The organism is Methylobacterium mesophilicum (genome assembly GCF_036441335.1).
In the GTDB taxonomy this organism is placed as follows: domain Bacteria; phylum Pseudomonadota; class Alphaproteobacteria; order Rhizobiales; family Beijerinckiaceae; genus Methylobacterium; species Methylobacterium mesophilicum_B.
On record NZ_MLBW01000014.1, the window covers coordinates 1 to 19,416 of the forward strand.

Annotated in this window: 16 protein-coding genes and 4 pseudogenes; 11 read left to right on the plus strand and 9 right to left on the minus strand. The window is 72.1% G+C overall.

Annotation, left to right across the window (positions count from 1 at the left end; all coding sequences use genetic code 11):
- From MMR14E_RS09435 to MMR14E_RS09445, 3 genes are all read left to right on the plus strand, one after another.
- The coding region (locus tag MMR14E_RS09435) for a DUF2778 domain-containing protein (protein ID WP_331313846.1) at positions 1-665 on the plus strand (665 nt) is incomplete at its 5' end.
- A 142-nt stretch (positions 666-807) separates the two neighbouring features.
- A complete protein-coding gene (locus MMR14E_RS09440) occupies positions 808-1,857 on the plus strand; it encodes a CoA ester lyase (RefSeq protein WP_331313847.1) in 1,050 nt (349 codons plus the stop codon).
- Between the two features lie 204 nt (positions 1,858-2,061).
- Positions 2,062-2,415, plus strand: coding sequence for an endonuclease domain-containing protein (locus MMR14E_RS09445; RefSeq protein ID WP_331313848.1), 354 nt, complete (start codon positions 2,062-2,064; stop codon positions 2,413-2,415).
- 12 nt (positions 2,416-2,427) lie between these two features.
- Here MMR14E_RS09445 and MMR14E_RS09450 read toward each other — a convergent pair.
- Both MMR14E_RS09450 and MMR14E_RS09455 read right to left on the minus strand, forming a co-directional pair.
- A protein-coding gene (locus MMR14E_RS09450; protein ID WP_331313849.1) for an IS630 family transposase occupies positions 2,428-3,371 on the minus strand; the annotation gives its coding sequence in 2 pieces (ribosomal slippage) (positions 2,428-3,035 and positions 3,035-3,371; 945 coding nt in all).
- Between the two features lie 259 nt (positions 3,372-3,630).
- Positions 3,631-4,611, minus strand: coding sequence for a GlxA family transcriptional regulator (locus MMR14E_RS09455; protein ID WP_331313850.1), 981 nt, complete (start codon positions 4,609-4,611; stop codon positions 3,631-3,633).
- 53 nt (positions 4,612-4,664) lie between these two features.
- Between MMR14E_RS09455 and MMR14E_RS09460 the strand changes: the two genes are divergently transcribed.
- From MMR14E_RS09460 to hspQ, 3 genes are read left to right on the plus strand one after another with little or no spacing between them, the layout of a single operon-like run.
- Entirely contained in the window at positions 4,665-5,387 is a 723-nt protein-coding gene (locus MMR14E_RS09460) for a DJ-1/PfpI family protein (RefSeq protein ID WP_331313851.1), read from the plus strand.
- A gap of 10 nt (positions 5,388-5,397) precedes the next feature.
- Entirely contained in the window at positions 5,398-5,796 is a 399-nt protein-coding gene (locus MMR14E_RS09465) for a nuclear transport factor 2 family protein (protein ID WP_331313852.1), read from the plus strand.
- A 47-nt stretch (positions 5,797-5,843) separates the two neighbouring features.
- Complete coding sequence (gene hspQ / locus MMR14E_RS09470) at positions 5,844-6,182, plus strand: heat shock protein HspQ (RefSeq protein ID WP_012318638.1); 339 nt, start codon at positions 5,844-5,846, stop codon at positions 6,180-6,182.
- Positions 6,183-6,520: 338 nt separating this feature from the next.
- Here the strand turns inward: hspQ and MMR14E_RS09475 are convergent.
- The 3 genes and pseudogenes from MMR14E_RS09475 to MMR14E_RS09485 all read right to left on the minus strand — a co-directional run.
- Positions 6,521-7,228 (minus strand): annotated as a pseudogene (locus tag MMR14E_RS09475) (invasion associated locus B family protein); the annotation flags it as partial.
- A pseudogene (locus tag MMR14E_RS09480) lies at positions 7,203-7,343 on the minus strand (FAD-dependent oxidoreductase); the annotation flags it as partial. The pseudogenes MMR14E_RS09480 and MMR14E_RS09475, both read right to left, overlap by 26 nt.
- A 282-nt stretch (positions 7,344-7,625) precedes the next feature.
- Complete coding sequence (locus MMR14E_RS09485; RefSeq protein WP_331313853.1) at positions 7,626-8,534, minus strand: alpha/beta hydrolase; 909 nt, start codon at positions 8,532-8,534, stop codon at positions 7,626-7,628.
- Positions 8,535-9,421: 887 nt separating this feature from the next.
- Here MMR14E_RS09485 and MMR14E_RS09495 point away from each other — a divergent pair.
- The 3 genes and pseudogenes from MMR14E_RS09495 to MMR14E_RS09505 form a co-directional block, all read left to right on the plus strand.
- Positions 9,422-9,565 (plus strand): annotated as a pseudogene (locus MMR14E_RS09495) (5'/3'-nucleotidase SurE); the annotation flags it as partial.
- 32 nt (positions 9,566-9,597) lie between these two features.
- Positions 9,598-10,902, plus strand: a pseudogene (gene recG / locus MMR14E_RS09500) (ATP-dependent DNA helicase RecG); the annotation flags it as partial.
- A gap of 309 nt (positions 10,903-11,211) precedes the next feature.
- Positions 11,212-11,535 carry a hypothetical protein gene (locus tag MMR14E_RS09505; protein ID WP_012318646.1) on the plus strand — a complete coding sequence of 108 codons (324 nt, stop codon included), beginning with the start codon at positions 11,212-11,214 and terminating at the stop codon, positions 11,533-11,535.
- 341 nt (positions 11,536-11,876) lie between these two features.
- Here the strand turns inward: MMR14E_RS09505 and MMR14E_RS09510 are convergent, their stop codons facing one another.
- Together MMR14E_RS09510 and MMR14E_RS09515 are read right to left on the minus strand one after the other, a co-directional pair.
- Positions 11,877-12,671 carry a DUF502 domain-containing protein gene (locus MMR14E_RS09510; protein WP_331313854.1) on the minus strand — a complete coding sequence of 265 codons (795 nt, stop codon included), beginning with the start codon at positions 12,669-12,671 and terminating at the stop codon, positions 11,877-11,879.
- Positions 12,672-12,792: 121 nt separating this feature from the next.
- Positions 12,793-13,728, minus strand: coding sequence for a sugar kinase (locus tag MMR14E_RS09515; protein ID WP_331313855.1), 936 nt, complete (start codon positions 13,726-13,728; stop codon positions 12,793-12,795).
- Positions 13,729-14,566: 838 nt separating this feature from the next.
- Here MMR14E_RS09515 and MMR14E_RS09520 point away from each other — a divergent pair.
- A complete protein-coding gene (locus tag MMR14E_RS09520) occupies positions 14,567-15,520 on the plus strand; it encodes a PAS domain-containing protein (protein ID WP_331313856.1) in 954 nt (317 codons plus the stop codon).
- Between the two features lie 215 nt (positions 15,521-15,735).
- Here the strand turns inward: MMR14E_RS09520 and MMR14E_RS09525 are convergent, their stop codons facing one another.
- Positions 15,736-16,164, minus strand: coding sequence for a MucR family transcriptional regulator (locus MMR14E_RS09525; protein WP_012318650.1), 429 nt, complete (start codon positions 16,162-16,164; stop codon positions 15,736-15,738).
- Between the two features lie 617 nt (positions 16,165-16,781).
- On the opposite strand from MMR14E_RS09525, the gene MMR14E_RS09530 reads away from it, so the two are divergent.
- Complete coding sequence (locus MMR14E_RS09530) at positions 16,782-18,197, plus strand: DUF4105 domain-containing protein (protein ID WP_331313857.1); 1,416 nt, start codon at positions 16,782-16,784, stop codon at positions 18,195-18,197.
- 48 nt (positions 18,198-18,245) lie between these two features.
- Here MMR14E_RS09530 and MMR14E_RS09535 read toward each other — a convergent pair.
- Positions 18,246-19,416: serine hydrolase (locus MMR14E_RS09535; protein ID WP_331313858.1), on the minus strand; the 1,171-nt coding region annotated here is incomplete at its 5' end.

A 19,416-nucleotide genomic window follows, 5' to 3' on the forward strand; every position in this document is an offset into this window, starting at 1 on the left:
CGGCGCCGCCCGCGCGGGTGGCGAGCCGCGCCCTGCCCCGGACCCGCGACGTGTTCCGCGCCGCGATGGCCGAGGAGCCATCCTTCTTCGAGAAGCTGTTCGGCGTCGGCGCCGCGGCGCCGCGCGAGGAGGCCCGCCAGGAGCCCCGTCAGGCGCTGGCCTATGCCAGCCCGGACGCCCTGCCGCAGGAGGCGCCGCGCACCCGGATCAGCCCGGAGCCCGATTCGGTGGTCGGCACGGCCGTCTACGACATCACCGCCCGCACGGTGACGCTGCCCTCCGGCGAGGTGCTGGAGGCCCATTCCGGCCTCGGCGAGGCCATGGACAACCCGCGCTACGTCCACCTGCGCATGCGCGGCTCGACCCCGCCCGGCACCTACACGCTGACCGAGCGCGAGCGCCTGTTCCACGGGGTCCGGGCGATCCGCCTCAACCCGGTGGGCGGCAGCGCCGCGATCCACGGCCGCGACGGCCTGCTGGCCCACACCTACATGCTGCGGCAGCCCGGTGCCTCGAACGGCTGCGTCTCGTTCCGCGACTACAACCGCTTCCTGCAGGCCTTCCTGCGCGGCGAGGTCCGGCGCCTCGTGGTGGTGGCCGGCAGCGAGGCCGGCGGCATCCTCAACCGGATCGGCCTCGCCGGGCGCCGCGGCGGCCGGGGCTGACGATCCGCGGGCTCTGCGGCGCGCCGTGCCGGACGTCCGAGAGTCACGAACGTCCGGGATCACTTCCGCGCGGCGCGGCTTTACGCGCCCGCCCCAGCTGCCTTAACGGGGCTCGGACGCCAGCCCTGACAAGAGGCACCCGATGAAACTGCCCCGCCGCTTCTTCCAGCCCCTCGCCACCGGCGCGCCGGCCCCGTTCCGCGAACTGCCGGTGCGGCTGGAGCGGATGATCCACTTCGTGCCGCCCCACAACGACAAGGTCCGGGCCCGCGTGCCGGAGCTCGCCGGGACCGTCGACGTGGTGCTGGGCAACCTGGAGGACGCGGTCCCGGCCGACCAGAAGGAGGCGGCCCGCAAGGGCTTCGTCGCCATGGCCCAGGCCACCGACTTCGCCGCCACCGGCACCGGCCTCTGGACCCGGATCAACGCCCTCAACTCGCCCTGGATCTTGGACGACCTGTTCACGATCGTGGCCGAGGTCGGCGACAAGCTCGACGTCGTGATGGTGCCCAAGGTCGAGGGTCCGTGGGACATCCACTACATCGACCAGCTGCTCGCCCAGCTCGAGGCGCGCCACGGCGTGACGAAGCCGATCCTGGTCCACGCGATCCTGGAGACCGCCGAGGGCGTCGCCAACGTCGACGCCATCGCGTCGGCCTCGCCGCGGATGCACGGCATGAGCCTCGGGCCGGCGGACCTCGCGGCGTCCCGCGGCATGAAGACCACCCGGGTCGGCGGCGGCCACCCGGATTACCGGGTGCTCAGCGATCCCTCCGGTGACGCGCCCCGCGCCACCGCCCAGCAGGACCTCTGGCACTACACCATCGCCCGGATGGTCGACGCCTGCATGGCCAACGGCATCAAGGCCTTCTACGGCCCGTTCGGCGACTTCTCCGACGGGGATGCCTGCGAGGCGCAGTTCCGCAACGCCTTCCTGATGGGCTGCGCCGGCGCCTGGACGCTGCACCCGAGCCAGGTGGCGATCGCCAAGCGGGTCTTCGCGCCGGACCCGGCCGAGGTGGCCTTCGCGGCCCGGATCGTCGAGGCCATGCCGGACGGCACCGGCGCGGTGATGCTCGACGGAAAGATGCAGGACGACGCCACCTGGAAGCAGGCCAAGGTCATCGTGGACCTCGCCAGGCTGGTCGCCGCGAAGGACCCGGAGCTGGCGGCGGTCTACAAGCTGGGGTGAGCGGGTTGCCGGGGCCGCGTGTGGCGGTCCCGATTCGGCGTCCGCGAGTCGCGACGCGCCCCCTCTCCCGCACGGGAGAGGGGACCCGCGTGCCGTTCTGAACCGATGAGGCCGCGGAGCCGGACAATTCGCCGGGTCAGGCCCGCGCAAGCGACGCCCCCGTATCATCCACCGGGTCCGCAACGGCGTTGCCGGAACCGTGCGGTGAGCCGATCGATCCCGCGCGCCCGCAGCCTGCGGCGCGCGCAAACAAGCGCCGAGGCCGAGCTCTGGCGCGTGTTGCGCAATCGCGCGCTCAACGGCTGGAAGTTCCGCCGCCAGCACCCGATCGACCGGTTCGTCGTCGACTTCGCCTGCGTCGAGGCCAAACTCATCGTCGAGGTCGACGGGGCAACGCATGCGACCGCCCACGCGATCGCCCGGGATGCGACGCGCACCGCGATCCTCGAATCGCTCGGCTTCGCCCTGCTCCGCGCCCCGAACGCCGACATCCACGAGCATCGCGACGGCGTGCGCGAGACGATCCCGGCGGCCCTCGAGCGCCGCGACACGGTCTAGAGCGGTTTCGGTTTAATCGGGGTCGTATCCTGCCGCGACGAAGAAGTTTGCGGCCTCGTCGGGCGTGACGGCATCGACGAGCCGCCCGATTGTGGTCCAGAGCCCTTCGCGCGTGCGCTCGGCGGCCTTGCGCAGCCCCGCCTTCAACTTCGAGAACGCCATCTCGATCGGATTGAAGTCCGGCGAGTAGGGCGGGAGGAACAGGAGCCGCGCGCCCGCCGCCTCGATCGCCGCGCGCACGGCCGAGCCTTTGTGGCTGCCGAGATTGTCCATGATCACGATGTCCCCGGGTGCGAGTTCGGGCACCAGGACCTGATCGACGTAGACTTGGAAGGCGTCGCGGTTGATCGGCCCGTCGAGCACGAACGGCGCGGCGATCCCGGACAGGCGCAGGCCCGCCACCAGGGTCGTGGTCTTCCAATGACCGTGCGGGACGGGGGAGCGCAGCCGCTGGCCGCGGGGACAGCGCCCGCGGGTGCGGGCCATGTTGGTGGCGGTCCACGTCTCGTCGAGGAACACCAGCCGGTCCGGGTCGAGATCGGGCTGGCTCTCGAACCACGCTTCCCGGGCGGCCTTCACGTCCGACCGATCCTGCTCTGCGGCGTGGGCCGTCTTTTTTTGTACGTCAGGTCGCGCGCGTCGAGGAAGGCCCACAGCGTGCCGAGCCCGACGGTGAGGCCATGCTCGTCCTGCAACCGGGCGCGCATCTCCTCCAGGGTGATGTCAACCTTCTCGTCGATCAGCGTACGCAGGAACGTCTCGTACGGGTCGAGCTTGGAGCGGCGGGCACGCCCCTGCGGCCGGGCGGCCACCGTCCCAGTCGCGGCGAGCGCCGCCATCCAGCGGATCGCGGTTGCCTGGCCGACCCCGAAGCGGGCGGCCGCCTGACGGCGCGAGGTCGCCGCAGCCGCGGTCACCACCCGCTCGCGCAGGTCCAAGCTGTAGGGGCGGCCCATGCATCACTCCGGCTGTCGACCGGCCTAGTGAATCAGCCTCCCAGCGCCGCGTGAACCCCACCAAGCCGACTCAGCCCAAACCGAAAACGCTCTAGAGCCGTTCCCGATCGGGTTGGGACGGAGGCGATCGGCGAGCCCGTGCCGAACGAGGCGCGGGTCCCCTCTCCCGTGCGGGAGAGGGGGCTTGGCGCGGCTGGCGAGACCGGGCTCGCCGTCCTTCCCGACCGTTGCAACATGGTCGGATACGGCTCTAGGCCCCTCACCCGCCGAACCGCGCCCGGTACTCCTGCGGCGTCGCCGCGACGTGCCGCAGGAAGCTGCGTCGCATCGTCTCCTCGGAGCCGAAGCCGCAGGTCCGGGCGACGCGCTTGACCGGCTGCGCCGTCTCGGCGAGCGCCCGCCGGGCCGCCTCGACCCGCAGGCGCTCCACGGCCCTGGCCGGGGTCAGGCCGGTCGCCTCGCGATAGTGCCGGCTCAGGCTGCGCGCGCTCATCCCGGCCGCCGCGGCGAGCGCCGGCAGCGACAGGTCGCCGGACAGGTTGTCGGCGATGTGGGCGTGGAGTCGCCCGAACCGCTCCTCGCCCGCCTGCAGCGCCAGCGCCGCGCTGAACTGCGCCTGCCCGCCGGGGCGCTTGAGGAACATCACGAGGTGGCGCGCCACCGTCAGCGCGGTCGCGCGGCCGAGATCCTCCTCGACCAGCGCCAGGGCCAGGTCGATGCCCGCCGTCACCCCCGCCGAGGACCAGACCGGGCCGTCGCGCACGAAGATCGGGTCGGGCTCGATCCGGGCGCGCCGGTAGCGCGCGGCGAGTGCCCCGCAATGCTTCCAGTGGGTCACGGCCCGCCGCCCGTCGAGGAGCCCCGCCGCCCCGAGCAGGAACGCGCCGGTGCAGACCGAGGCGACCCGGCGGGCCCGACCCGCCCGGGCCCGCACCCAGGCCACCAGGGCGGCGTCGTAGGCCGCGACGACGCCGGGGCCGCCCGCGATCACCAGCGTGTCCAGAGGCGCGTCGGGTTCCGGCAGCGGGTCGGCCACCAGCCGCAGTCCCGCCGAGGCGGTGAGCCCCGGGTCGCCGGCCGCGATCACCCGCGGCGCGTAGGGCATGCCGGCGCCGCCGTGCTCGTTGGCGGTGGCGAAGACCTGGAGCGGCCCGGCCACGTCGAGGAGCTGCACCGACGGGAAGGCCAGCACCTCGACCGGGCGCGGCGGATCTGGCGAGAAACGAGGGCTCTTTGGCATTTCAGCCAGATCCTGACGCGCTAGGATCGCCCTGTCCACCACGGAGGCCCGGCATGATCCCGCCCGACACCCACCTGCAGATCGGCTCGCTCCTGTTCGAGGGGCTGGACCAGATCGACCTCACCGGCCCGTTCGAGGTCCTGTCCCGGGTGCCCAACAGCACCTACCGGGTCTACGCGCCCGGCCCGGAACCCGTCCGCGACGTCCGCGGCCTCCGGATGCTGCCGGATGCCACGCTCGCGGAGGCCCCGCGGCTCGACGTGCTGCACGTCCCGGGCGGCACGGGCCAGGAGGCCCTGATGCGGGACCCGACCGTGCTCGGCTGGATCCGCGACCAGGCGGCCGGGGCCGGCCACGTCTTCTCGGTCTGCACCGGGGCCCTGATCCTCGGCGCGGCCGGCCTGCTGGTCGGGCGGCGGGCCACGACCTACTGGAACGCCGTCCACCTCCTCCCGTTCTTCGGCGCCGAGCCGGTGGACGCGCGCGTGGTGATCGACCGTGACGCGGACGGGCGCACCTGGGTGTTCGCGGCCGGCGTCACCGCGGGCATCGACGGGGCGCTGCAGCTCGCCGCGGCGCTGCGCGGCGAGGAGGCCGCCCGGACCATCCAGCTCGGGATCCAGTACGCCCCCGAGCCCCCCTTCGACAGCGGCACGCCCCGCACGGCCTCTCCCGACACCGTGGCGCGGGTGCGGGCGGCGGCGGCCGACATCACGGCCCGGCGCGAGGCCACCGCCCGGGCGATCGCGGCCGAGCTCGGCATCCGGATCCCCTAGGAGACCTCCGATGGACCTCACCCACGTTCGCGCCTTCGCGGCCGCCCTGGCGGCGAAGGACCGGGACGCCATGCTGGCGCAGATGACCGAGGCGGTGGTGCTCAACACGCCGCTCGCCGCCGAGCCCCTGCGCGGGAAGGCGGCGATCCGGCCGGTGGTCGACGCCCTGCTGGCGGCGGTCGACGCCTTCGAGATCCGCGAGATCCTGGAAGGCCCCGCGCACGTCGCCGCCTTCTTCGGCGCGACGGCCGGCCCGCACCGGCTCGACGGGATGGATTACTGGCGCCTCGACGCGGCCGGGCGCATCGCCGAGATGACCGTCCTGTGGCGGCCGCTGCCGGAGGCGATCGCCGTCCGGGACCGCCTGGCCCGAGTCGCGGAAACGCCGACTTCCGCGGCGACCGGGTGACACGATCCGTCATCGGACCTATCTGTCCGATCTGGACGGGTTGAACCATGTCGGACGTGACACTGAGAACCGCGAAATTCGCGATCGGCGCCGTGGTGCGCCACCGGATCTACCCGTTCCGGGGCGTCGTGTTCGACGTCGACCCGGTGTTCGACAACACCGAGGAATGGTGGCTGTCGATCCCCGAGGAGGTCCGGCCGCGCAAGGACCAGCCGTTCTACCACCTGCTCGCCGAGAACGCCGAGACCGAGTACGTGGCCTACGTGTCGGAGCAGAACCTCCTGCCCGACACGTCGGGCGAGGCCCTGCGTCACGCCGGCATCGCCGAGATGTTCGAGCGCGACGCCGCCGGCGCGTACCGGATGCGCGACCGCGCCACGAACTGAGCGGGGCGGGGTCGTCAAGATCCTCGCAAGATCTCGGCATGATCCTGGCAATCCCGCCGCGATAGCCGCCCGTGACGGCCGGTATCGTCGCGCGCGTGCGCCGCCAGATCCGGCCCGCGCCAGCGACAGGGCCGCCGAGCTCGAGGCCGGCGGCCGGTGCTCCGGCGCGAGTCCGCGATCGTCCCGGCTCTGGCTGAGTCGTGAACTCCGTCGCCGCGCGATCGGGCGCCGCACCCGGTCCGGATCTCCGAAACGCGAAGGGCCGGACCATGCGGCCCGGCCCTCATTGGGCCCGCCGCGCAGGCGGCGGGCCGATATCGAACGGTCGCGCGATCCGCTTACTTGGCGGCCGGGGCCGCGGCGCCGGCGGCCGGAGCCGCGCCGGCGGCGCCACCCTGCTGCTCGAGCTTCTTGCGCATGTCCTCGGAGCGCTTCTCCAGCTCGGCCTGGAGCTTCTTCTGCTGCTCCTCGAGGACCTTCGGGTCGATGGCCGGGCCGTCGAAGGCCTTGCCGAAGCCGGCCAGCGGCACCGCGAAGGTGACCTCGCGCTGGGTCTGGTTCTGGACCGAGACGTTCAGGGTCGTGCCCTTCTTCATCGCGGCGATCACGCCGGCATCGACGCCGCCGGCCTCCGCGAAGCAGCCGTTCGGGAAGCAGACCGCGAAGCGGCCGGCGGTCGCCGCCTGGCCGTCGACGCTGAAGCGGATGCCCGGCTGCAGCAGCAGGCCGAGCGGCAGCAGGTAGCGCACCACGCGCACCTCCTGCTTCTGGGCGGGGTTCTTCATCTCGTAGACCGCCACGGCCAGCACCGGCTGGCCCTGGTCGGACACGAAGTCGCGGGTCGTGTAGCAGATGTCGGTGCCCGAACCCTGGTCCTTGCCGCAGACCTTGGTCCAGTCGGCCTGGCTCGGCTCGGACTTCACCGCGACGATCTGCGGGCCCGTCTGGGCGGCCGGGGTGTTGGCCGCCGGGGTGCCCGGGGCGGTCGGCGCCGGGGCGGCCGGGGCGGGCTTCTTCGGCTGCGCAAGGGCCGGCGCGGCCGCGAGGCCNGACCAGCGCCGTGCGGATCCCCTCGCGGGCGACCGCCAGCGCGGCGGCGAGCCCCGCGGCCCCGGCCCCGACCACGGCGACGTCGAAGACGGTGTTAGTGTCCTCCGGCATGGTGTCCTGCACGATCGACGCGTCCCACTCGGGACAGTGTGGCGTCGGGCTTCCCAGGGTTCCGGTCGATGTGCGGCCCCGTCATCGCGAGCGGAGCGAAGCGACCCGGGGCAGCGGGACGTCAGGACGCGTGGTGCCCCGGGTCGCTTCGCTCCGCTCACGAGGCGGAGGTGTCGCATTCATCAACCGGGGACGCTGGTCGCGAGCCCGGCACGTCCCGTATCTGCGCTTTTCAACGGATCTGCCAAGACCAGCGACGCGGGGCCACGGAGCCGCAGCCCGTCAATCCAGGAACGCCGCCAGCTCCGCGAGAACCGCGTCCGGCCGCTCCTCCTGGAGGGTGTGGCCGCAATCCAGCGCCCGGCCCGAGACGTCGGTCGCCTTCTCGCGCCACGTCTCCAGCACGTCGTAGGTCCGGCCGACCACGCCCTTCGCGCCCCAGAGCGCCAGCAGCGGCGCGGTGATCCGGGCCTCGGCATCGGCCGCGTCGTGCTCCAGGTCGATCCCGGCGGCGGCCCGGTAATCCTCGCAGATCGCGTGGCGGCAGGCCGGGTCGGAATAGCAGCGCAGGTACTCGGCGAAGAGTTTTGGCGGCGTCGAGCCGGGGGTCTTGGACTGGCCCTCGACGTGGTGGCGCAGGAAGAATTCCGGATCGGCCCCGATCAGAGTCTCCGGCAGCGGATGGGGCTGGATGAAGAAGAACCACCAGAAATAGCGGGTGGCGAAATCCTTGTCGGTGCGCGCGTACATCGTCGCGGTCGGCGCGATGTCGAACAGGGCGATCCGCTCCACGGCTCGGGCGTGATCCAGGGCGAGGCGATGGGCGACGCGCCCGCCCCGGTCGTGGCCGACGACGGCGAAGCGCTCATGGCCCAGCGCCCGCATCACCGCCACCGCGTCGGCCGCCATGGCGCGCTTGGCGTAGTTCTCATGGCGCGCGCCGCCCGGAGGTTTCGACGAATCGCCGTAGCCGCGCAGGTCCATGGCCACGACGGTGTGGCGCTCCGCCAGCCGCGGGGCGACGTGGAGCCAAGTCGACAGGGTCTGCGGGTGGCCGTGCAGCAGCAGGACCGGCGGCCCGGAGCCGGCCGAGCGGGCGTGGATCGTGACGCCGGGGGCCGTCTCGATCCGGTGTCGCGCGAAGCCCGGCAGGAAGTCGCTGGCGAAGTCACTGGCGAAGTCACTGGCCATGGGGATCCGGTCTCCATCCTGCCGCACTGGCGCGCCGGGATGCACCGGATGATAAGGCGCCTCCGGCACCATGTCCGCCGAACCGCCATGACAGATGCACGCGCGCCTCAGGACCCGGCCTTGAAGGACTCCGCAGCCGACGAGGCGCCGGAGGAGGGGGCTGGCCGTGCGCCCGCGGCACCCGCCCTGCGGCCGAGCATCCTCGACCCGCTCTTCGCGCCGGCCCGCGCCCTGCCGGGGATCGGCCCGAAGATGGCGCCGCTCATCGAGAAGCTGCTCGGCACCCCCGAGCGCGAGGCCCGGGTCGTGGACCTGCTGTTCCACCTGCCCCAGGGCGGCGTCGCGCGGAAGCTCATGGGCTCGATCAGCGAGGCCCCCACCGGCGAGCCGGTGACGATCGGCGTGACCGTGGTGGCGCACCGCCCCGCCCAGGCCGGGCCCGGCCGGCGCCCGCACCGGGTGCTGGTGGAGGATGCCTCCGGCGACATCGCACTGGTGTTCTTCGGCATGCCCCGCGCCCGGGTGGAGAAGATGCTGCCGCTCGGGGCGCACCGCTACATCACCGGCCGGATCGACCTCTGGGACGGCACCCGCCAGATGGTCCACCCGTCCCGGATCGTGGACGAGGCGGGCTTGGCCGAGCTGCCCGCCGTCGAGCCGGTCTACGGCGCGACCGAGGGGCTGACCTCCCGGGCGATCAACAAGCTCGCGGTCGCGGCCCTCGACCGGCTGCCGGTCCTGCCGGAATGGCAGGACCCGGCCTGGCTGGAGCGGAACCGCCTGCCGCCCTTCGCGGACGCGCTCCGCCTCGAGCACCGCCCCGAGGCGCCGCCGCCGAAGGCCGAGGATCCGCTCCAGCCGCCGCCCGCGACGCCGTCCCGGAAGCGGCCTTCGCCAAGGCCCGGTTCGAGCCGGGCCACGGCTCGGACCTCAAGGCCATCGCCGAGAAGCGGATCTCGGTGACGCCGCTGCGCCTCGACCTCACCGACGAGCCGACGCTGACGCGCTTCGCGCAGGCCTTCGCCGAGTGATCGAAAGGACGTGGATCGATCTGGGCAGCCNCCTCGAGGCCGCCCTCCCCTTCGCGCTGACCGGCGCGCAGGGCCGGGCGGTGGCGGAGATCCGCGCCGACCTCGCGGCGCCCCGGCGGATGCTGCGCCTGCTCCAGGGCGATGTCGGCTCGGGCAAGACCGCGGTGGCCCTGCTCGCCATGGCCTCGGCGGTCGAGGCCGGGCGTCAGGCCGCCCTGATGGCGCCCACCGAGATCCTGGCGCGGCAGCATTTCGAGCGGCTGAGGCCGCTGGCCGGCCCCCTGCGCCTGCGCCTGATGACCGGCCGCGACCGGGCCGCGGAGCGCAAGGCGACGCTCGCCGACCTCGCCGCGGGCGAGATCGACATCCTGGTCGGCACCCACGCGCTGTTCCAGGAGGCGGTGACGTTCCGCGATCTCGGCCTCGCGGTGGTGGACGAGCAGCACCGGTTCGGCGTCCACCAGCGGCTCGCGCTCGGCGCCAAGGGCGAGGCGGTGGACTTCCTGGTCATGACCGCGACGCCGATCCCCCGCACCCTGGCGCTGACCTTCTTCGGCGACATGGACGTCTCGATCCTCGACGAGAAGCCCGCCGGCCGGCAGCCGATCCGCACGATCACGCTGCCGACCGAGCGGATCGACGAGGTCGTGGCCGGCCTCGCCCGGGCGATCGCCGGGGGCGAGCGGGTCTACTGGATCTGCCCCCTGGTGGAGGAATCGGAGTTCGTCGACCTCGCCGCCGCGGCCGAGCGCTTCGACGACCTGCGGAAGCACTTCGGCGACGCGGTCGGGCTGATCCACGGCAAGATGCCGGGACCCGAGAAGGACGCCGCCATGGCGCGGTTCGCCGCGGGCGAGACCAAGCTCCTGGTCTCGACCACGGTGGTGGAAGTCGGCGTCGACGTGCCCGAGGCGACCATCATGGTGATCGAGCACGCGGAGCGGTTCGGGCTGGCGCAGCTGCACCAGCTCCGCGGCCGGGTCGGGCGCGGCTCGAAGGCCTCCTCGTGCCTCCTGCTGTACCGGGGCCCGCTCGGGCAGGTGTCCCGGGCCCGGCTGGAGATGATGCGCGCGAGCGAGGACGGCTTCCGCATCGCCGAGGCCGACCTGAAGCTGCGCGGCGAGGGCGAGGTGCTCGGCACCCGGCAATCCGGCATGGCGGCGTTCCGGCTGGCGCGGCTGGAGAGCGACGCCGCCCTGCTCGAGGCCGCCCGCGACGACGCGCGGATGATCGTGGAGCGCGATCCCGGCCTCAGGAGCCCGCGGGGACAGGCGCTGCGGGTGCTGCTCTACCTGTTCGAGCGGGAGGCCGCGATCCGGCTGATCGGGGCCGGATGAGCGGTTTCCTGAACGGTTTCCTGAACGCTCTCGTTCAGGAAAGTCCGGCCTGCCTGAACGGCCGGATCGGGAATCGTCGCCGCGCGACCGGATCGGTCGTCCGATGCGGCAATGTCACAGGCGCCCTGAAAAGATGATTGTTTCGAGGGGCTTGGCGGGATTGTGCGGAAGCTTGGCGGCGCCGGGCGGGCGGTCCGGCAGGGTCCGGACAGGCTCCGTGACCTTGCATCAGCCGTATTCTTCCCTTAACTGCAGATGAACGAATGGCCCGGTAAGCCGGGACATCACGGACGAATCTGGAGGACGGACATGTCGAACGGACTGTTCCAAGGCCTGCCGGGCTCCCACGAGATGGCCGGTGCCCACGCCCTGCCGACCGAGCCCTGGCTCCTGCCGATCTCGGATCGCGCCGCCGAGGCGGCGGGCAAGACCGCGGACGAGCTGCAGGCCGCCGTGCGCCGGGCATCCCGGCCCTTCTGGCTGGCCGCCAACGGGCTCTGCATCGCGCTGGGATTGGCCCTGACCCTGCAATGCGCGTCCGGCTGGGGCCCGACGGCGCCCCGCAGTGCCGTGACGGTCGCGCAGGCGACGCCGCCGACCATCGCGCCGCAGACCGCCTCGCTGCAGCGCTGAGCCGAACAGCAGCCTGACTGTCAGAGGCCGTCCCGCGCCTGCGGGGCGGCCTTTCTCGTGGACGATCGCCGCCGATCCCGCTGCCTCCCTCGACCCGAGGGACGGTGAGATCGGCGCGAAGGAGGCCGGGATCGCGCGCCGGCGCCTCGGCAAGGCCCCTTGAGCGGACCGGAGGTCGTCCCCGCTTCGACGGTTCCGGTCGACGCTGCCGTCATCCCGGGCACAGCGAAGCGACCCAGCGCAGCGGGACGTCCTGAGCCGTGGCGTGACACGGGTTCGCTTCGCTCCGGCCGCCGAGACGGCGACGAAGCCGGCGGCCCGGTGCCCCGGCGGGAGCCGCATCACGCGTCCTGCGGCTCCCGCCGGGGCACCGGGCCGCCGGCCTGCTGGGCCGTCCGCAGGGTGGCCGCCATGGCGTTGAGGCGGCCCTGCGGGTCTTCCGGCTGGATCACCCCGGCCGACATCACCAGCTTGGCGGCGTCGTCGACGCTGATCGCGAGTTCCACCACCTCCGCGCGCGGCAGGTAGAAGAAGAAGCCCGTGGTCGGGTTGGGCGCGCAGGGCAGGAAGACGCCCACGAGGTCGTCCGCCGATGCCCCCCGCGCCCGCAGCGCCCCCTCGACCTCGTGGGCCGCCGGGGCGGACAGGAACACCACCGACCACGTGCCCTTCACGGGGAACTCCACGAGTCCCACCGTGCGGAACGAGGTGCCGTTGGCCGAGAACAGCGTCTCGAAGATCTGCCGCAGGCCCTTGTAGAGGCCGGAGATCACGGGGGTCCGCGCCAGCAGGACCTCGCCGAACTCGATGACCGAGCGTCCGACGAGGTTGGCCGTGAGGAAGCCCAGCAGGGTCACCGCCAGGAACGCGATCACGAGGCCGAGGCCCGGGATCGAGAACGGCAGGTAATGGTCCGGCAGGTAGCTCGCCGGCACCAGCGGCTTCACGAACGAATCGATCAGCGCGATGAACCACCACGTGATGTAGGCGGTGATGGCCAGGGGACCGGCGACGATGATGCCGGTGAGGAAATAGGTGCGCAGCCGGCCGCGCGCGCTGACCCGCGTCTTCGGGGTGCCGCCCGCCGCGGCGGCGTCGGGCTCGGGAACCTGGATCGGCGGGGGAATCGGCGCCACGGGTGCCCTCTCGGCCGCACCGCGCGCGGCGATGACGCTGCGGGGGCCGTCCCCCACTGGCAGAGAGGTAGCGGTTGCGCTTGTCCGCCTCAAGGGCGGCCCGGTCTCCCTCGGGCGGCCCTCAGGCGTCCGGGGCGGGCGGCCGGGCGGCGGGGACCGGCATCGCGTCCCGGGGAATCACGGCGCCGCGATGCCCGATCACCGCCCCGGCCAGGCGGTGCGCCTCGGCGGCGGCGGCTTCCGGCGCCAGACCGGCGATGCGCGCCGCGAGGTAGCCCGCCGCGAAACTGTCGCCCGCCGCCGTCGTGTCGACGACCCGCGCGGCGCGCCCGGCCGGCACCGCGGTGTCGGACGGGCCGTGCAGCACCCGGGCGACGGGGCCGGATCCGCCCGAGGCCTTGAGCACGATCTCGGCCCGGCCGCGGTGGCGCAGCACCTCGTCCTCGCCCGCCGGGCCGAAGAGCCAGTCCAGATCCTCGGCCGAGGCGAAGATCACGTCGGCCAGGGCGAGGGCCGCGCGGAAGGCCGCCCAGGCCTCGTCCCGGTCGGGCCAGCCGCGGGGACGGTAATTGGTGTCGAAGGCGACCTGGCCGCCCCGCTCCCGCAGGCGCGACAGGGTCTCGAACAGGGCGGCGCGCCCGGTCTCGCCGTAGAGCGAGAGGCTGATGCCGGACAGGTAGACGAGGTCGTAGCGCTCCAGCTCCGCCTCCGTCTCGGCGGCGCCCGGCTCTGTGAAGAGGTCCCGGGCCGCGGCCCGGTCGCGCCAGTAGTGGAAGCTGCGCTCGCCGTCGGCGTCCGTGCGGATGATGTAGAGGCCCGGCATCCGGCCCTGCAGGCGGCGCACCCGGTCGAGGCCGATGCCCTCGCGGCCCCAGGCCGCCGCCATCTCGTCGCTCCAGATGTCGTCGCCGAGGGCCGTCACGTAGTCCACCGCGACGCCGAGGCGCGCGAGGTAGAGCGCGGTGTTCAGCGTGTCGCCGCCGAAGCCCCGGACCAGATTCCCGTCCGGGCGTTCGGACAGTTCGACCATGCACTCGCCGATGCAGGCGACCCTCATGCGGTTCCTCCCGGTGCGCGACCCCGTCTCCCCGCATTGTTCGACCCGCCCTGTCAATCACCCGCCCTGTCCATCGCCCACCCTGTCCATCGCCCACCCTGTCCATCGCCCACCCTGTCCATCGCCCACCCGTCCCGGTCTGCCGGGCCGATCCGGCCGCGCGCGCTGCCCCGTCGCGCGCCGGGCTTCCGGGGCTCGGCGATCTCAGGTTTCGCGCGACATTCCGACCCGTATCCGCATCCATTGTGCTGTAATCATTCAGATATATATGTCTTTAGATCAGACAATGAAATATATTACGAACTATTATCGATAAAATAAGACAGCAACATATAGATTTTTCGGCCGGATTGATGCGCGCGTTTCGCTCGAGGGCCGTTTTTCTGCCGATCGATTTAAAGCGAGAACCGAAAATCACGATTCTGAAACACCGTAAGACCAGAACGGCCTTCCGACAGTCCGCGCGAACGTCGCGGGCCGGTCGCGTTGCAGTCACGGCGGTGCGTGCCGAACGCGCGGAGGGGCCAGATACGGTCGAGGATCTCAGGACCCTCCATTCGCGGCGCGGCAGACGTGGACTCGTGTAGCAGGGAGCACATCGCGTCGCTGCAGGCTGTTTTCGGTGGCTTTTGTCCGGCTGCGGTCGGACTGACGGACGGATCTGCGCCGGACTGGAAAGATGATCGGCTGAATTCTGAATTTTTATGCTGGAAAAATTCTCGTGGCCACGGGGCGGGAGCGGTGATAGAGTTCGATCGGTGCTAAGATGTTCCATACAGCTTTAAGCGCTCTGACTTTCTCGTCGGGAGAGTTCCTGACTCTGACGGAAAGTCGGGGCATGAGCGGTGCCTGGAGCTGGATCTTCGCGGGCGAGGAGCAGGTCTGGTCGCCCGGGTTCTACCGGCTGCTCGGGCTCGTTCCGAACGCCGCGAAGGCGCGCTACGACCTGTTGCTGAGCCTGGTCCATCCGGAGGACCGGCATCTGATGCCGGCGCTGGCCGATATCCGGCAGGGGCATGTCCCCCGCGAGGTCATCGTCCGGGTGATCCGGCCGAACGGCACGGTGCGCACCCTCTCGCTGACGATGGAGGTGCGCGTCTCGGCGGAGGGGCGGCCCGTCGCCCTCAACGGCACGGCGCTCGACGTGAGCGACCGCGAGCAGCTGGCGCGTCTGCGGCAGGAGGAGCGCCGCCGGCAGAGCGCGCTCTACCTGACGGAGCATATCGCGACCTTCTCGATGGGGCTCGACCGCGTCCGGGACATCCCGTTCGCCGTCGCCCAGGTCCACGGGCTCCCGCTGGAGGAGATCTGCGCCGACCCGTATCTCCTGATCGTCCCCGAGGAGCGCGCGGGCTTCCGGGCGGCGGCCCTGGAGCAGATCGAGCGGCGGGCGTTCTTCCAGGGGGACGCCCACGAGTGTCTCGCCAACGGCGAGCGCTGGCACTTCCGGATCCTCACGATGCCGGTCTGGGACCCGGACGGGACCTATCTGGGCCGCTGCGGGCTCAAATACCCCGTCCGCAACCACGCCCCGCACCCGGTCGGCCTGCACGAGGGGCTGGAGCATGCCGTGAGCGGTCACCACCTGCGGGCCGCGCGGGCTCTCCTCGACTGGTCGATGATGGAACTCGCTCAGGCGAGCGGCCTGTCGCATTCCACGGTGCGGCGTCTGGAAGAGGACAGCGAGCATCGGGGAAGCCGGTCCCGCCTGCACGCGGTCGAGGCGCTGCGCCGGGCGGGCGTCCGCTTCGTCCCCATCGACGACGGGATCCTGGCGGTCGCCCGGGCCTGAGCGGCCCGCGCCCCGGGCGGACGCTCGCGGGATTCGACCCGCCCTGCCGCGCCGGTCCATCATGGACGGTCTCCGCGCTGGCCCCCCAGGGCCCCCGATCCCAGCGCGGAGACCGGGACGGTCGGACCGGTCGGTCCGCCGTCAGGCGTGTCCCCGCCCGTGTCCCGCGGCGGCCCGGACGGGGCCGCCGATCCAGGCCGGTGCGGGACGGGCCCTCAGGCCGCCTTGTGGCCGAGCTGGATCGCCTTGGCGATCTCCGAGCGCTTGGCGGCGTAGCCCGGGGCCACCATCGGGTAGTCGGCCGGCAGGCCGTACTTCGCCCGGTAGCGCTCCGGCGTGAGGCCGTGCGCCGTCAGGTGACGCTTGAGGGTCTTGTAGGACCGGCCGTCGATGAAGCTGATCAGGCCGTCCTGCTGGATCGAGGCCTCGATCTGCGCCGCTGTCGGCCCGGTCCAGCCGGGGCCGGAGCCCGAACCGCCGCCCTGCAGCACCGATATGGCCGTGTGCACTTGGTCGATCAGAACCGGCAGGTCTCCCACGCCCACCGCATTCCGAGACACGTAGGCCGCGACCAGTGATGCCGTGCACTTGATCAGGTCTGTGTTCGGATCCGAGGTCTTTTCGTTCAAATCGATGGTGTTCATGAATCCCCCAGTACAGAGATTCGAAGCTTGAAAACCGGCGCATCGATAAATCTGACGCATTGATCAGCTTTTACCGCCCAAGCATGCGCCGAATTGCTTCGAGTCTGCCAAGATTGGCGCGTAACTATACAAAAACTGTCTATTTTGTCTACGGTTTATCTTAGGATGTTCTTTGAGCATTTTCTGTTCTTGCGAAGCAACATGAGGTTGCTGTGCTCGCGAAGCGTCGCAAACAATGCGCAGTTTCGGCATCCGGTCCGACAGCCTGTCGGCGATGACTTCGAACCGCCGCGCGATGACAGGCTGCAGGCGCGCGAATCAGTGGCGGAGACAGGGACCGATCACGGATGCCGACCCGTTACGGGTTGATCGGGCCGTGACCCGCGCCCCCGCCGAACCCCGGTGGGGGTGCGCGCGGCGGGATCGCGGGCGCGGTTATCCGCGGGCGCTGGCGCCCGGACCCGGCCGCGATTAACAAAGTTCTCAGGCAAGGCGTGGATCTTGCGCCCCGGGCGCCTCGCGAAACGCTCGCTTGTCGGGCGCCTCCTTCCGGCCGTGACGGCACGGCGGCATCCGTGCGAGAGGCTCGACGACGCGCGCTATCGAGGGCGACCCCTATGTCCGGACCCTGTGCGACCTCAATCCCGCGCGCGCTCTCCGCGCTCGAAGCGCCCGGCCCGGGCGCCGCGGACGCGGTCGGCGGCCGGATGCCGCCGCTCTGGATGCTGCTCGTCGGCCGGGCCGCGGTCCGCCGCCACTGGCATCTCATCGTCGCCACCGGCCTGCTGTGGTCGTCCCTCGGCATCTTGGTGGCGATCGATTCCCTCGACGGCGCGCTCCATGTCCCGGACCGGTGGTTCGGCCTGATCCTCCTGGCCGAGGGCGTGAGCTCCCTCGTCGTCGGGGTGTCGGCGGTCGGCACCGCCCGCCGCCTGCGCTTCGCCAAGGGCGCGCTGCTGTCGGTCATGGCCGTGCTGATCATGATGGCCACGAAGCACAGCACCTTCCTGCTCGCCATGATCTTCGGCGTCGCCTTCGTGGTCGACGGCTTCGTCCGGATCACGATCGCCGGCCTGCTGAAGTTCTCCGGCTGGCGGATGTCGCTCGCGCTGGGCGGCCTCAGCATCGCCTTCGGCCTGTTCCATCTCCAGCCCTGGCCGACTTGGTACGCCGGCACGGTCGGCTACTGCATCGGCATGTTCCTGATCCTGAACGGCGCCAACCTCGCGCTGGTCGGGCTGCGCACCCGGCGCCTGGGCACCGCCGAGCCGGTTGCCTCCGGTGCCGGCGCGAGCGAGCCCGGCAGCCTGACGGTCTATGTCTGGACGCCCACCGGGCAGGCCACCACCCCGGCCGGCCAGCGGCTGATCCGGCGCTACGTCGCCTCCGTCGACAAGGCCGGGCGGTTCTCCACCGGCCACGCGGCCCTGCAGCAGGGCGACGACCTCTACGTCAGCCACTATCCCGCGGTGGAGATCGACCGCTCCCCCGCCAATCTGCGCTCGAGCCTGCGCGCGGGCCCGGAGAACGACGTGCCCGGGCGCTTCCTGCCCTCGCACGCCGCGGAGGTGGCGGATTGGTGCCCGGCGACGGTGGCGGTGACGCTGAACGGCATCGACGCCGCCCGGCTGCGGGCGTTCTGGGCTCAGTACAGCCGCGACACCACCTACAACTTCATCAGCCGCAACTGCTCCACCACGGTTGCGCGGGCGCTGGACATCGCCGTGGAGGGCGCGTTCAGCCGCGGCGGCCATCCCTGGCGGCAGCTCGCGGCGGCGCTGACCACGCCGGAATTCTGGGCGGCGGCCTTCCTGCGCAACGGGGCGCGGTCCATGACCTGGACCCCGGGCCTGGTGCTCGACTACACGCGGGCTCTGAGCGCCCTCGTGGATCCGGCCTCGCCGGTGCCGTCGATCGCCTGGAAGCGGGTCGGATGGCGGCTGCTGCGCAACTGGCGGGCGCGGGACCTCGCGCCGCTGAGCCCGATCGCCCGGCAGCCCTCCGTGCCGGGCGCCGGCCCGTCCGAGGCCTGATCGCGGCCTGATCGCGACCGATCGGAATTCAGGGGCGCGGTCGCCCGCTCACGGGTCCTTGCGGGCGGCTGGGCGGCCCGCGGCGAGATCGGCCGCGATGGCCTGCATCACCGCCAGCGTGTCGACCTCGTCCTGCTCGGCGCCGTGGTCGCTGAGCTTCACGATCACCGTGCCGGTCGCGCGGTTCACGTAGATGTACTGGCCGTAGACGCCGATCGCCGAGATGTCGTCGTCCTCGCCGCCCGGGGCGTGCCACCACTGGGCCGAGTACTGCCAGCCGTCGACGTCGCGCCGGGCCGGCGTCATGATCCGCTCGATCCAGCGGCCCGGGATGATGCGGTGGTCGCCCGACCGGCCCTGGTCGGCCACCAGCAGGCCGAGGCGGGCGAAGTCGCGGGCCGTCGCGTTGATGCAGCAGAACGCCTTCTCGATGCCGCCGGGCCGGTCGAGGTTCCAGGTGGCGTCGGCCTGGGCGCCCATCGGCTTCCAGATCCGCTCCGACAGGATGTCGGCGAGCGGCTTGCCCTCGACCCGGGCGAGGATCAGGCCGAGCAGCTCGGTGTCGATGCTGCGGTAGCGGCCCTTGGTGCCGGGCTTGAAGGCCAGGTGGGCGTTGTCGCGCACGAAGGCCGTGAGATCGCGCGTCAGGTACATGCCGGCGGTGCCGGTCAGGGGGTGCCGGGGATCGTAGTTCTCCGGCACCGCGATCCCGCTCGCCATGTCGAGGAGGTTGCGCACGGTGATCTGGCCGAAGACCGCGCCGTTCCGCAGCTCGGGCAGGAGCGCGGAGACCCGGTCGGTCTCGGCGAGCTGGCCCCGCGCCACCGCGGCGCCGACCAGCAGCGAGACGACGGACTTCGCCACCGACCATGAGGGAAACAGCGTCTCCGGCCCGGTGCCCGCGCGCTGCCACTCGTGGATCAGGACGCCGTCCTGCACCACCAGGAACGCGTTGGTGTGGGTCGCCTCCAGCACCGCCATCAGCGGGACCGTCTTCCCCTTCCAGGGGACGCGGTCGAGGATCGGGCGCGGCCGCGCCGGCAGGTCGCTCGCCCGGGCCGGGGCCTGGACGATCCGGCTCGGGAACCACGTGCCCACCGACGACGGCTCGATGACCGCGAGCGCCGCCAGGGTGACGGGATCGGGGACGTTGATCAGCGCCGCGGCGGTCCAGGCGCAGCCCGCGATGGCCGCGCCGCCCGCCGCGGCGATCGCGCCC

Coding starts and splice junctions, on each gene's coding strand:
- MMR14E_RS09440 (WP_331313847.1), top strand. CDS start 808: ATGAAACTGCCCCGCCGCTTCTTCCAGCCCCTCGCCACCGGCGCGCCG.
- MMR14E_RS09455 (WP_331313850.1), bottom strand. CDS start 4,611: ATGCCAAAGAGCCCTCGTTTCTCGCCAGATCCGCCGCGCCCGGTCGAG.
- MMR14E_RS09460 (WP_331313851.1), top strand. CDS start 4,665: ATGATCCCGCCCGACACCCACCTGCAGATCGGCTCGCTCCTGTTCGAG.
- MMR14E_RS09465 (WP_331313852.1), top strand. CDS start 5,398: ATGGACCTCACCCACGTTCGCGCCTTCGCGGCCGCCCTGGCGGCGAAG.
- hspQ (WP_012318638.1), top strand. CDS start 5,844: ATGTCGGACGTGACACTGAGAACCGCGAAATTCGCGATCGGCGCCGTG.
- MMR14E_RS09485 (WP_331313853.1), bottom strand. CDS start 8,534: ATGGCCAGTGACTTCGCCAGTGACTTCGCCAGCGACTTCCTGCCGGGC.
- MMR14E_RS09505 (WP_012318646.1), top strand. CDS start 11,212: ATGTCGAACGGACTGTTCCAAGGCCTGCCGGGCTCCCACGAGATGGCC.
- MMR14E_RS09515 (WP_331313855.1), bottom strand. CDS start 13,728: ATGAGGGTCGCCTGCATCGGCGAGTGCATGGTCGAACTGTCCGAACGC.
- MMR14E_RS09520 (WP_331313856.1), top strand. CDS start 14,567: ATGAGCGGTGCCTGGAGCTGGATCTTCGCGGGCGAGGAGCAGGTCTGG.
- MMR14E_RS09525 (WP_012318650.1), bottom strand. CDS start 16,164: ATGAACACCATCGATTTGAACGAAAAGACCTCGGATCCGAACACAGAC.
- MMR14E_RS09530 (WP_331313857.1), top strand. CDS start 16,782: ATGTCCGGACCCTGTGCGACCTCAATCCCGCGCGCGCTCTCCGCGCTC.